This window comes from Carboxylicivirga sp. (genome assembly GCF_982718395.1).
Map to the genome: position 1 here is coordinate 1 of NZ_CEXQWX010000041.1, position 14,247 is coordinate 14,247.

At 38.4% G+C, this 14,247-nt stretch carries 10 protein-coding genes; all 10 read right to left on the reverse strand.

What is annotated here, in order from left to right:
• The coding region (locus tag AC4MRQ_RS09760) for a class I tRNA ligase family protein (RefSeq protein WP_491197483.1) at positions 1–1,409 on the reverse strand (1,409 nt) is incomplete at its 3' end.
• Positions 1,410–1,998: 589 nt separating this feature from the next.
• Positions 1,999–2,478, reverse strand: a complete 480-nt coding sequence (locus AC4MRQ_RS09765; RefSeq protein ID WP_491197484.1) for a hypothetical protein — start codon at positions 2,476–2,478, stop codon at positions 1,999–2,001.
• Between the two features lie 55 nt (positions 2,479–2,533).
• Entirely contained in the window at positions 2,534–3,262 is a 729-nt protein-coding gene (locus AC4MRQ_RS09770) for a DUF6261 family protein (protein ID WP_491197485.1), read from the reverse strand.
• 561 nt (positions 3,263–3,823) lie between these two features.
• Positions 3,824–5,587: a RagB/SusD family nutrient uptake outer membrane protein gene (locus AC4MRQ_RS09775; RefSeq protein ID WP_491197486.1), complete on the reverse strand. Its 1,764-nt coding sequence runs from the start codon at positions 5,585–5,587 to the stop codon at positions 3,824–3,826.
• Positions 5,588–5,597: 10 nt separating this feature from the next.
• Positions 5,598–9,110, reverse strand: a complete 3,513-nt coding sequence (locus tag AC4MRQ_RS09780; RefSeq protein ID WP_491197487.1) for a TonB-dependent receptor — start codon at positions 9,108–9,110, stop codon at positions 5,598–5,600.
• 74 nt (positions 9,111–9,184) lie between these two features.
• The gene (locus tag AC4MRQ_RS09785) at positions 9,185–10,159 is read right to left on the reverse strand and encodes a FecR family protein (protein WP_491197488.1); all 975 of its coding nucleotides are present in this window, start codon (positions 10,157–10,159) and stop codon (positions 9,185–9,187) included.
• Positions 10,160–10,271: 112 nt separating this feature from the next.
• Positions 10,272–10,865, reverse strand: a complete 594-nt coding sequence (locus tag AC4MRQ_RS09790; RefSeq protein WP_491197489.1) for an RNA polymerase sigma-70 factor — start codon at positions 10,863–10,865, stop codon at positions 10,272–10,274.
• 143 nt (positions 10,866–11,008) lie between these two features.
• Positions 11,009–11,860: a sugar phosphate isomerase/epimerase family protein gene (locus AC4MRQ_RS09795; RefSeq protein WP_491197490.1), complete on the reverse strand. Its 852-nt coding sequence runs from the start codon at positions 11,858–11,860 to the stop codon at positions 11,009–11,011.
• The gene (locus AC4MRQ_RS09800; protein ID WP_491197491.1) at positions 11,857–12,603 is read right to left on the reverse strand and encodes a 3-keto-disaccharide hydrolase; all 747 of its coding nucleotides are present in this window, start codon (positions 12,601–12,603) and stop codon (positions 11,857–11,859) included. Before AC4MRQ_RS09800 ends, AC4MRQ_RS09795 begins: the two co-directional genes overlap by 4 nt.
• A 163-nt stretch (positions 12,604–12,766) precedes the next feature.
• Complete coding sequence (locus AC4MRQ_RS09805; protein ID WP_491197492.1) at positions 12,767–14,224, reverse strand: glycoside 3-dehydrogenase; 1,458 nt, start codon at positions 14,222–14,224, stop codon at positions 12,767–12,769.
• Positions 14,225–14,247 lie beyond the last annotated feature (23 nt).

Genomic DNA, 14,247 nt, shown 5'->3' on the forward strand with positions numbered 1-14,247 from the left:
TTGCCAATACCTTTTTCAGCAATATATTCTTTGGTTTTGGTAATGGCATCTTTTACATCAAGGCCATTAATAATGCCTGAATTCACCATTGTGCCTTCTTTTGAATCAATGGAATCGTCCCAGGTCATTGGATCGGTTTCTTCTGCTCCAACAGGAATTACTACCTGACGAATCGGTAAGTTGAAATGCTTTGCGAATGCAAAGTCACGCGAATCGTGCGCCGGAACTGCCATAATAGCACCAGTTCCATAACCAGCCAATACATAATCACTGATCCAAACCGGAATCTCCTCATTGGTTAATGGATTGATGGCATAAGCACCGGAGAATACACCAGTTACTTTTTTCACTTCGGCCATACGTTCACGCTCGGTACGCTTCTTGGTTTCCTGAATGTAAGCATCAACGGCAGCACGCTGCTCAGGAGTAGTTAATTGATCAACCAACTCACTTTCTGGTGCCAACACCATAAAAGTAACTCCGTAAACTGTATCGGCACGTGTGGTAAAGATTTCCATCTCTACATCTGAATCTTTGGCTTTGAAGGTCATTTCGGCACCTTCTGAACGGCCAATCCAGTTGCGCTGGATTTCTTTTAATGAATCGCTCCAGTCAACATTATCCAAACCTGTTAATAAGCGCTCGGCATAAGCGGATACACGTAACGACCACTGACGCATTACTTTCTGCTCAACCGGGTGGCCTCCACGAACCGATAAACCTTCCTTTACTTCGTCATTGGCCAATACAGTACCTAAGGCAGGACACCAGTTTACCATTGTATCGGCCAGGTAGGCCAATCGGTAGTTTAATAATATCTCCTGCTGCTCTTTATCGCTCTTAGCTTTCCACTCATCGGCAGTAAAGCTTAGCTCTTCGCTGCAAGCTAAATCCAAACCTTCTGTACCTACAGCATTAAACGCCTCAACCAATTCAGAGATCGGACGAGCCTGCTTAGCCTGGTTGCAGTAGTAGTGGTTAAACATCTGGATAAATGCCCACTGTGTCCAGTGATAATATTTTGGATCACATGTTTTTACTTCACGGTCCCAGTCGTAACAGAATCCAATTTTATCGAGCTGTTCGCGGTAACGGTTCAGGTTATTTTCTGTAGTGATAGCCGGGTGTTGACCAGTTTGGATAGCATACTGCTCAGCAGGTAAGCCATAAGCATCATAGCCCATTGGGTGCAACACATTAAAACCGTTTAAACGCTTGTAGCGGCTGTAAATATCAGATGCGATGTAACCGAGTGGGTGACCTACGTGAAGTCCTGCCCCCGAAGGGTAAGGAAACATATCTAACACATAGTACTTAGGACGAGAATTGTCCACTTCCACTTTGTAAACCTTGTTATCGCTCCAGTGTTTTTGCCACTTTTGTTCTAACTCTTTAAAATTGTATTCCATGATATAAGGTTGAACCGATGCTCATTATGCATCATCTATTCATTACTCTGTTTTCAAAACGCGAAATTAGTAAAACTTATTAAAAGGATGGAAGATACCTGCTTATGAAATAGGTGATTTAAGACAAATTAAGAGACAATGGATCATTAGACTTCAGACACAAGACATAGGATTGATTTTCAAGATACTTAGAGTTGGTACATTGAGGTAATGTCGTGAATCAGGTTTAAAATCAATTTATTGTGTGGATCAACTGTTAAATATATGTATCGGACTTACAGCCCTCAATTGCATTGTCAATTAAAACCATAGCCCTGGCGGACTATACTGATATGTGTTGTCCTTTCAGGACTGACAAATGAATCTAAACAATTGGCCTGAAAGGTCTGTGCATGATAGCGCAGGATGAAGTCCTGCGATCAATATTAATAAAATCATAAAGCACTGAAAGTGGGACACATTAAATTCTCATTTTCAACTGTAGATTTGCATTTATTACAAAATAAATTGATAAAGGAGATTGCATTAAAATAAAAGCGCACATTTGAATTATGAAATGTATGCTTTATTCATCCATATCTTTGTACGTTTAAAATGTAACTCTCAAGCCTATTCCACTGCTTGTGATTCCAAAGTTTATTTGAGCTACATCTTCTTTAGCCGTTGTAATACTATCGTTGTAGATAGATACAGCATGTTTTGCATATTTATTGTAGTTTACTGCAAACGGGATGGAAAAAGCAACCAGACCTGCGCCTAATCCAACCTTTTTCCAATCAGGTTCATCTGTTTTAATAAATACCCCAAGCTGCCATCCGATCAAAAAACCACCTGTAAAACTCACCACCTTAGACATAATGTTATTCTTTTGGGCAAGTTGCATGCTTTTATATGATTCCGGGTTGTTCTGTGTTAATTTAAGTAAATGACGAGGTTTCAGAACTTTTCCATTTTGAGTAAATACAGTTCCAAATCGTTGTTCGACTTTGATTGGTTCCTGAATCTGTGCAAAAAGATCACCGGATAACAACAGTACTAATCCGGTAATTAATAAAGTTAATTTAATCATAATGTGTGTTGGTTTTTCGGTTTAAAAATAATAAAACCGATAAAACCTGATAGGTTTATTCTGATACCTTGTTTTGCGAGGCTCGTTTACTTCGTTGCTTCACAATATCGTTAGCATCGCGAATTAATATAGCCACATTATTATAGAGGTGAATATACGCCTTAGGGTTCATTTGCATCATTGCACGTAAGTAGGGAATCAGCTTCGAATTAATCAACCTGACTAATTCAAGCTTCAAATCACATGGTTTGGGTTTGTTTCTTTGCTCACCTTTTGTCCTTATCCACTGAGTTGTACCGTCACTAAATAAATCTTGTTTCTGTTGAAGTTGTTCTATTAATGTGGTCATACCTGGTAACTGATCAACTAAGGTTGTGTTGGCCGGTTCTTTTAAGCTTTTAATGACAACTTCGGTATTGGTAGATTGAGCCGAGTAGTTTGTCCTGGTCATATCAAAACCAAAGTGATCCAATAACTTTTGAAGTTTGCCGGCAGCTTCACTAATGTCGTTATCGGGATGATGCATATAGCCTTTATTAAGGTAGAGTATCGAACGGAAAGCATCACTTCGCGCTTCATCTAACTCCTTTCGCTTCGATTTTATCCTGTTTTTATTAGAGTATTGGCCCATTTGCTCATAGAGGCTATGTATCTCTTCCTGAACCGGTACAATATACTTGTCGTTCGACGCTTTCTCCTTAAGCTCGTCACTAATTCTTCGAGCCAGATTAGTTGCGTAACTTACTCTTACTTCTTTTAGGAGTTTATTTAGTTTAACGGTCATGTAGTTTAGAGGTTATGAGATTTTTTATAGTAATACTTAGAACAAAGTACCAAACGTGATTCAATCCAACCATACTCAAACCAATATAGCGTCACCCCAACACCGTTTATCCTTTGTTGTGAATTTCATTATCAGACCATTAAATATAGCAAGGTTTGTTGATATATGCAATACTAGAGTAATTGGTTTAGTAGTTAATACCTAAAACAGATTATAATTGTCAATTATTTATTTAAATTATTCGTATAAGCGAATATATTAAGATATAGGATTTAATATTAAATCTTTAAGTTGAATTAATAGAGTTATTAATTTGATAAAATAATCTAATACTAGATAAGAAGTAAGAACTAAGTTTTTTAATAATGCATAAATAGGCATTATAAGAATTATTTGTTTTTGGAATAATGCGTGTATGTTCATGCAGCTATTAAGACGAGTGTGGACATGAGTTAATATCTCCAAAATCAATTGTAAAGTCAGTGGCAGGAATATACACACTGAAAGAGGCTGTCCATTTTTCTTTTTGAACAGCCTCTACAGATAACTTAAACAATCTAATTATAAAGTCGGATCAAAGGTACCTCCCCAATCTACATTTTGTTTGAGGTTCTCATTTGCATCAATTGAACTTTGTAGCAGTGGGAAGAAATAATAGGTGTCAGGTAAATCATTCTCCTTAACACCATTTCTCGGAACCTGCAATACAGAGTATTTAAAATTGACTTCCGTTAACTCATTATTCAGAGCCTTCTCACGAGCTTCACTCATGGTCATTTCAGTGCCATCATCGTTTATGGCAATGGCCTCAACACCATGAACTGTTGATCCATCCAAGCGGTCAAGCATTCTTAAGCGACGTAAATCCCAGAAACGATGCCCTTCGAAACTCAACTCAATATCACGTTCACCAATAATAACTTCTCTCATCGTCTCCTTAGAAGCATCATTAATACCGTATTTCCCGTCGACACCAGCTTCAATACCAGCTCTTGCTCTTAATAGTTTAATCATATCAAGTGCTTCTGTCATATGACCAGCCTCATTAGCAGCCTCAGCATAATTAAGAATAACCTCTGCCAAACGCATTACTACATAATCAATGTCGTAATTCATTACATCTACCTGTTCCAAGGCCAGATTACAATTCTTAAGAATATAAAAACCTGTAAAACGATCCAGGTTGGTTGAACTGGCACCTGCATTTGGATTGATACCAAAATCATCTTTTTCATCGGCTATTCCAACAGAGGTATATTGGCGATATCCTTCCTTCTTACCTGCTACAGGGTATAGTTTTCCATTCCATAAAATCGACTTTTCAAATCTTGGATCTCTGTTTTCCCAATAGGTTTGTAAGAACTCATCATCTGTTTTATGATAGGCTGAGGTTGGATCAGAGTATAATTTACCATCCTTCATTGGATAACGTTTTACAAATTCCCATGATGGAACAACATGCGCAGCATCCCGACTGACAGAGCCTGGGCGAGCACCGAAATCCCAATTTGCCGTCTTGTCTGGTTCTGAATTGATCACTGAGAAAATGACCTCTGAATTTCTTTCAGAAAGTGCAATACGTGAGTAATCTTCAACCAATGCATATCCCTGACTGGTCAATGATTCATATACTGATTTATTGTAGGTATATGCTTCGTTCCAATAATTATTATCCCAAGGATTATCAGGGTTAAATTGAGGTGATGCTTTATACAAAAGTACCTTCGCCTTAATGGCTGAGGCAAAATTACCATCAATCTTACCATAATCGGTAGAGCTGTTTTTGATCTGCTGAGGTAATAAATCGATAGCATCCTCTAAATCCTGAACAATATAGTCAAAACACTCAGCAGTTGAATTTCTTGAAACGTACAAGTCATCTTCGTATCTGTCTTGTGGTATCATTATATATGGAACTCCGCCATGGTATTTTACCATACCAAAATAGACCCAAGCACGCATTGTTAATGCCTGACCTTTAATAAAATCTTTCACGTCCTGATCTAATGGACTATCATCAACGTCAGCAATAACCTGGTTAATTGATCTGATTCTTGAATAATTCCAGTTTCTATATTGGGTATTTGATAATGTAATCCTGCCCTCATACCAATCAATACCAGCCGTCTGGTCGGTTCCTCTGTCTGCCCATACACTCCAGTTTCCAAATAATGGGTAAAGATTCGCAACATATGCGTTTGCAGAAGCTTCACTCCCCCATACAACTTCTGGATTGTATGTACTTAAATTTTCAATATCTAATACATCGCTACACCTTGTAAAGGATAGTACAATTAGTAGCCCTAATAATATTTTTTTCATCATCTTCATAAGTCTAGAAATTAACACTTAAACCAACAGTATAGGTTTTCATCAACGGATAAGAATCATAATTTTGTTGTTCCGGATCATGAAATTCAGTCATTTCAGAAATTACAAACAGGTTTGTTCCATTAACAAAAACACTTGCCTGATTTAAACCGATATAATCCATCCATTTTTCAGGTAGATTGTAGGCGATATTTAGATTTTTCAATCTTAAATAAGCTCCGTTTCTCATCCAGAATGTAGATCCGATTGCTCCTGATTCTGCCCAGTTCTTGCCGATTACACGAGGATATTTAGCATCTTCATTTTCAGGTGTCCAAACATCATCGGTCCAAATTGGGTAATAAGGACGAGCATTTCCTCCCCATTGTCGGATACCAGCTCCTTCTTTATTACTGATCATTCTATCATAAGCTGTTACACCCTGGAAGTGTGCGTCCAGTGAAATGCCTTTCCACTCAAGGTTAAAACCAAATCCATAGTTAATTCGCGGTGCAGCATTTGTGGACAGGATGTCACGGTCATTCCAATCTACCTTTCCATCGGCTCCGTCAGAATAGTTATCTCCTCTAAAATCTTCGTATAGGATGGCTCCCAGGTAAGGGCTACGGCCAAACTGCTTAAATCCAGCTGCATTTAACGCATCTAATTGCTCCTGTGTTCTTACAATGCCTTTAGCTTTGAAACCAATCAATCTGTTGACGGGTTGGCCAATTCGACTGGCCCAGTGTAGGTTACCGCCTTCTTCGTAAGATGCTCCTTCGTCATATGTGTCCCATTGATCTTTTGCATAGCCCATATTACCATAGATCGTGTATTTTAATTGGTTATCCCATGCTCCATCAGACCATTTTAAGAATAATTCACCACCTCTCCATGAGCGGGCCGCATAGTTTTCAGGGGCTAAAGATCTTCCATAAGTATCAGGTAAAGTAACGGTTCGTGGCCCCAAAATATCAGTAGCCTTACGTAAGAATACATCTACATTTCCTGACAAACGACTGTTTAATACCGCAAAGTCAACACCAACATTGTAGCTGGTATTGGTTGTCCATGTCAGGTTAGGATTAGGCGTTGCTCCTAAACGAATTGTTCGGTATGTATTGTTGCCAAAGATATAACTGCCTGAATTGACATACTTTTCGGCATATGAAAATGGAGTAATTCTATTTCCCCAAACATCCAAGTCATTACCAGTTGTACCGTAGGATAGACGCAATTTTAAATCATCCAGCCAGTTGCTTGACTTTTCCATGAAGCCTTCCTGAGAAATTCTCCAGGCTAATGAGGTTGATGGAAAAAATCCCCACCTGCCGGATTCAGGAAAAAGAGTATTACCGTCGTATCTGAATGAGAACTCTGCAATATACTTATCATTATAGTTGTAGTTTGCACGACCAATTAATGATTGTCTTGCTCCGGTATATTCCCAGCCTGTTCCATAGCGTCGTTCAGAGTCACTGGAATAAACGTACATCTGATCATAGTTCATGATTGGATCTTCACCTTTCCCAAAGGCACCATAACCTCCATTTTCGGCTTGTTCGAATACCATTACTGCATCAATGCCATGGTTGCCAAATTGACGATTGTAATTCAGATACCAATTAAACTGATAATTCCATTGCGTATTAATATCATAAGACAAGAATGGTTGAGCCTGACTAAAGTTAAATATTGCATACTGATCAGGATCTGGTGCATCAGGCAGGAATCGGTTTCCATCAGGATCAGCAGGAATAAAGGTATAATTCTTCTGGAAAGTCAGGTATTTCTTCCTCATAAAATCAGTAGCGTTATAGCTTCCAACTACTTTGGTTGACAATCCTTTTATATATTTACCAAGGTCGATATTGAGTGTTAAGATACTGTTCAGTTGTCTTTCTCTTGTTTTTATGTAGCGATCGCCAATAACCTGATCAATAACACTCCATGCAGACCAGGCACCCATAGGTGTACGTACAGGGAAATCCGTCACATAATTTACCGGTGTTCCATCTTCAAGTGTATAAAATGGATATAGCTTAGGCCAGTTAAATGTTGCTCTGTATAGGTCTGCTGCATTGTTATCATCATCACTTTGGAATGGCCAGTAGAATCGATCATGATTTTGCTGCTTAGCTGAAAGGTTCAGTCCTACCGAGATGGCATTGGATATTTCAGCAGTAACGTTAGATCTTAAATTGAATCGATCAGAATCAAGGTTCTTATATGATCCTTCTTCACCCGTATAACCAACAAAGGCATAGTATTGAATTTTGTCACTACCACCATTAACACTAAGTGTTGACTTAACATTTGATGGATTCTGCCAGATAAAGTCATTAACATTGTAACCACCATTTTTAAAATAAGCAAATTCATCGTCCCCATTAGGCAGCGTGCGTCCTTCAAAAGCTGCGACCCTGTTCTGATAAATTAGCTCATCAGTAGCTGTAAACATATCAGAGAATAATTCCTGGGTAGTTCTCGATGTACCATAGGATGATTTAAATTGGAACATTGGTTTTTGCTTTGATCCTGTTTTTGTTTTCACCAGAACAACACCATTACCAGCCTTTGAACCATAAATGGCTCCTGTTGCTGCATCTTTCAAAAAACTTAGCTGATCAATTTCTTCGGCATCTAATGCATCAAAAGCATCTTTATTACTGATAACACCGTCAATCACATATAACGGTTCACCAAAACTACCACGCATTCTGATACTTGAGGAAGCACCACTTAGCCCTGATGTGTTTGTGACATTAACACCTGGTGCACGACCTGCTAATGTGTTGGATAGGTTAACGGCATTATTATCTTCTAACTCTGTCATTTTAACAGATGAAACTGCCCCTGTCAGGTTGACTTTCTTTTGAGTTCCATATCCAACCACAACAACTTCACCCAAATCCGTAGCTTCTTCACTAAGTGTGATGTTAATCTCACTTCTTCCGGCTATTTGTGTTTCCTGGGTATCAAACCCAATAAATGAAAAGACCAATAATGCATCGGCAGAACTTACCTCAATGGTATAAGTTCCATCTATTCCGGTTATTACCCCATTCTGAGGGTTACTCTTTTCATATACATTGACACCTGGCAGAGGTTCTCCATGAATGTCAATGACCTTACCCCTAATAATACTTTGCTGAACAACCGGACTGGTATTAACATCTTTTCTTTCTGTGAATATTATTACTTTATCATCTATGAACTTATAGCTAAGTCGATGATTAGTAAGGACTGACTTTAATACTTCCTCTACTTCTTCGTTAGTCACATTTACGTATACTTTTTCAGCTTCACTTAAAACTTCGTTATTGTATATGAAACGGAGTTCAGTCTGCTTTTCAATCTCGCTAAAGACATCTACGAGTGTTGTTGTTCCTAATTTTAAGTTGACTTTCTGAGCTTTGGTTTTAGCCTGAGCGGGCAACAACATTACCAAAAGAAATAGCGTAATTCTCATAACAAGCCATGCTTTACGGATACACCTGTTGCAATACAGGGCTTCCTGTTTAGACAATTTTTTCATACATTTGATTTGTTTATTTATTAAACTTAATTAGTGAGGGGGCTTAATGTTTGGACGCATTTCCCCTCATTTTTTTATTCTGATCTAATCACAATTATTTCATCTTCCAGTTCATATTTAAAAGGTTTAGTCAACGATAAAATTCCAAGTATTTCAAAAATGGATTCATCTTTGAAATAACCTGTATATTTTTGATTTCCAACAATTGTATCCTGAAGAGAGATATCTATACTGTATTTTTCTGATAGTAATAGAATGATTTCTTTCAGTGGTTTGTTTTTAAAGTTTAATGAACCAATACTCCAATTGTTATATGGTATCTCATCAACTACTTCAAGTTGCATATCCTCCTTATTTAAAATGGCTAGTTGCTCAGGTTGCATTATAACATCCTTTGAGTTAAGAAAGTCACCTTTCAATTGCACACTTCCTTCCTTTAAATAAGTACTTATTAGTTTTTCTTCCTGATAGGCCGATACATTAAATTCAGTGCCTAATACGCTTACAGTCAGGTGTGATGTTTTGATGCTAAAGGGCTTCTTTTTATTTTCTGATACTTTAAAAAATGCTTCCCCCACAAGTGTTACATTTCTTTCTTGGCTGCCAAATGTTTCAGGAGCAATGAGCAAGGACGATTCTTTAAGAGTAATAACGGTACTATCATCAAGAACTATCTCTTTACTTTCACCGTCTAATGTAGAATAATATCTGAGCTCGGTTTCACTTCCATTTATATAATACAATAAGGTAGCTATATTAGCAAAAAGAAGAAACACCGAGGCGGCAACCCAATATTTTAATCTTGAACCTGGGCGCTTTTGTGGCTCAATATTAAGAATACCAGACATGACCTTGGCATATATGTTCTTTTGATTTTCTTCGTAGTCTCTTGTGAAACACTTGTTCCAGAAGTTTTCTAATACCTTATAATTAGAGTGAAACTGTTGATCTACATTAAGTTCTTTATCTAATAATTGAGAATCCTCCTTGGTTAGATTATTATTAAGCTTTTTTACTAAGAGTTGATATTTGTCGATAACTGGCTTCATTAATTGTCGTCTTTATTATAAAAGACAGAATGAAAACGCATTTACCCTAGGTCATTCTGAAAAAAAGTAAATGTTTTTCAATAAAATGCGCAATCGACTGGTATTCTGATGTCTATGGAATGCTAAATAATATAGATAAGATCCTTAGGTTATCCTCTTTATTGGAACTTCTTAAATGATCTAACGCATCGCATAGCTTAGTAACTGCTGTTTTAAGATGATACTCGACAGTTTTTTCAGTAACCTCTAGCATTGTTGCGATTTCATGGTTTTTAAACCCTTGTAATTTCGAAAGCGAAAAAACCATTTTACACTTAGGTGGTAATTTATCAATTGCCAAATTGATGACTTCCATTGTGTCAGATGGGATTGAGTGGTCTGCAGGTGCTTTAATTTTATCGATGTAGAAGGTGGGGAGGTCATCAATATTGACAATATCTTTTTTGCTTTTTAAAGCTGACAGAGCTCTATTCTTTACAGCAATAAACAGGTATCCTTTTAAATTCTTGATGTCGATAATTTTCTTTCTATTTTCCCATATATTAAGAAAAACATCATTAACTACTTCTTCTGCATTTTCTTTATTTCCAAGGATACCTAAAGTGAAAATGAACAAGTCCTTCGTATAAAAATTAAGCATACGCGAGAATTCAATCTGACTTCCCCCTTTAATTTTTTCCAGATCAATAATGTTATCTTGTTTCATCCCGTAAGCTAATTCAAGAGCTTTCAAATGTAAGTAGTATTTTAAACAAACCAATGGTTGTTGGAGAAATTGAATCACAAACTACCAAAACAAAGAGGCTGCCTCTGATAAGACAACCTCTTCACTCTTAGTGTAGACCCGATTTATTTAACGTATGACGCATTCATTAAAAACTCAAGACTTCGTTTTACACTTTCAATAGGGGTGAAGCTGTAGCGTTCCACCTCTACGATGATTTCCTGCATTCCGGATTTTGAAGCTTTTTTAAAGATAGGTTTAAAATCCATCTTACCACTCTCGCCAAGCTCTTTTTCATCTTTGACGTGCCATAATTCAAAGCGCTTAGGATATTTCTTAAAGTAATCGGTGGCTTCTTTACCGCCTTTCATAATCCAGTAAAGATCGAGTTGGAACATGACTTTCTCAGGATCTGTATTTTCAAGCATGTAGTCGTATCTGACGATACCATCCACTTCTTCAAACTCTTTATCGTGATTGTGATATCCAAAACGAATACCTTTGGCATTACACTTATCACCAATTGTATTGAAATAATCGCAATAACGTTTTAAGTCTTCAAGAGAACCATAACCCTTCTTATCCATAGAAGGCTGAACAATGTATTTAACCCCGGCCTTGGCATGGGCATCAATACATTCATCCCACCATAGCATCACTTTATCCCATTCTTCTTTCTCAGGTAAAGCTTTTCCGCAATGAGAAGCGGTAAATTCCAGTCCGTTGTCGTTTAACAACTTCTTAAAAGCCAAAGGCTCCATGCCATAAAATTTGCCGTTTTTGTATCCGGCTGCCTCAACAAAGGCATAACCCATCTCACCCAATTGTTTGATGGTGCCTTCGGCATCTTTTTTCATATCATCGCGCACTGACCATAACTGAATACCGATGCGTTTTTTTTGAACCTGACTATTTACCATCTGTGTATTAGATAGTATTAAAAGTACTAAGGCAAAGATTAATGAAGGGCGAATCATAATTCTTTGATTTTGATATTGCGGAACCACACATCATCACCATGATCCTGCAATCCGATATATCCTTCAGAAGCAACATCGGCCCAGGTAGGATTCAATTCAGGAAACTTACTACCTGCTACTAACTCATTCCATTCAGGTGTCCACAAATGGTACTCAACTACTCTTTCGCCATTCTGAATGTGCCATACCGATCCTTTGAAGACTTTAATCTCTACCGCATTCCATTCACCAACGGGTTTTGCATTTTGCGGTACAGCCGGATAAAGATCATATAATGACCCAGCCTGACGATTACCGGCAATGCCTTCTTCTGCATCCGGATGGTTAATGTTATCCAATATCTGCATTTCCGGTGCAGTTTTCCAGATATAATCCAATGAATCATTTTCTTGTCCCAGGTAGAAAATACCCGAGTTACCACCTTTAGAAATTTTCCATTCAAGTTTCAGATGGAAGTTACCAAATTTCTTGGCTCCGTAGATGATGTCACCTCGATCTTTACCACCTGCTTCTCCACGACCTGAGCCCGGACAGTGAATGGTGCCGTCTTCTGTTATTTCCCATCCTGTTGGAAAGGTTGCTTTGCCATAATTACGCCAACCATCTGTAGTTTTACCATCAAAAAGTAGCTGCCAGCCTTCTGCTTTTTCTTCCTTTGTCAAGGTGTTTGGTTCCTGTGGTTTATCAAAGCATGATGCAAAAATGGTCATTATCAGACCGAATATAAATAAGTTTTTCATTGTTTTAAGTTTTAATTATTATCTAACATTTGCAATGTTTTTCTTTTTCCCACTGATTGCGAAGATTACCGCAGATTTTTATCTATTCAAACGGATGAAAATATTTTCAGCGCAAATCCGCGTTATCTGCGGGCTATAAAAATACGCTTGCGGATTTAAGGTTTTATACAGGCATTTCAGGCAAAGACCATCCATCCCTATACTTGTGTTTGATTAATTCCTTAGCAAATTCGTTAGCATTTACAGGCTTAGTCCATTCTTTATCAAAAGTAGGATGTCCGTCGTGGATTTTAAAACCATCGCTAATTACTGTTTTAATGGTTTCATCATCACCAATATTGGTAAAGCGCATGTTTTCACCATCCCATTCCAGTTCTTTGTTGAGAGACTGTAAACGAACGGCCAATACACCCATTACTACCATTTCATTGAATGGTCCTGCCTCGCTGAATGGAGACAATGTTTCGGTTCTTGATTCAGGCGATTCTTTACAAGCTCTTACCCAGTCCATTTCATGACTTGTTGTAATACGTGGTAAAGTCTTTGGTACATCTGGTTTGCGTCCTGAAAGCAACCATGGACGACGTCCGTAACAACCACATACCAGTGTGTCTTTTGAGCCGTGGAATAAAACGCCACCTCCCTGGTAGTTCATGTCTTTACCGGCTGGCCATCCATCTGGCTTAAGAGGTTGTAAACCGCCGTCGTACCAATGTACTTCAACTTCTGGCATAGCTACTTTTGGCAGGTTATCTCTTTTAGGGAATGTCATGCGTACTTTTTGTGCCACTGGCGCCGCATCAGTCAATAACAAAGTAGAGCTACCTTGTGCCTTGGTCGGATATCCCAGATTTAGTCCTTTAAAAACAGGATGTAATATGTGGCATGCCATATCACCTAAGGCTCCCGTGCCAAAGTCCCACCATCCTCTGAAGTTCCAAGGTGTATATATTTCATTGTAAGGTCGCATTTTTGCGGGTCCGACGAATAAATCCCAGTTAAAGGTTTCAGGAACAGTCTGCTCTTCAGTTGGACGGTTCAAACCCTGTGGCCAAATTGGTCGGTCGGTGAAAGCTTCTACTTTACGTATCTCTCCAATCTCACCATTGTGAATCCATTCTGTGATTGTTGCAACGCCATCGCCAGAGGCACCCTGGTTACCCATTTGAGTAGCTACCTTATGCTTGGCTGCCAGCTTTGTTAACAGGCGCGATTCGTATACGGTGTGAGTTAATGGTTTCTCCACATAAACGTGCTTACCCATTGTAATAGCATGGGCTGCAATAATGGCGTGAGTGTGATCGGCAGTTGCTACAACAACGGCATCAATATCTTTACCCATTTCGTCGAACATCTTGCGCCAGTCCCAATACTTTTTTGCATTTGGAAAATGCTCGAAGCAACCTTTTGCATATCTCCAGTCAACATCGCACAATGCTACTATATTTTCGCTTTCCATAGCTTTTAAAACTCCAAATCCTCTTCCTCCAACACCAACTCCAGCTATGTTCAATTTGTCATTCTTCGATTTACGACGCTTTTTTTGTGCCACTACCGAAGGCATGATTGTTAATCCTGCGGCGGCCAGCCCCGCATTGGTGATGAACTTTCTTCGGTCCATCTCCGTCCTTTTTTTGTTACTGC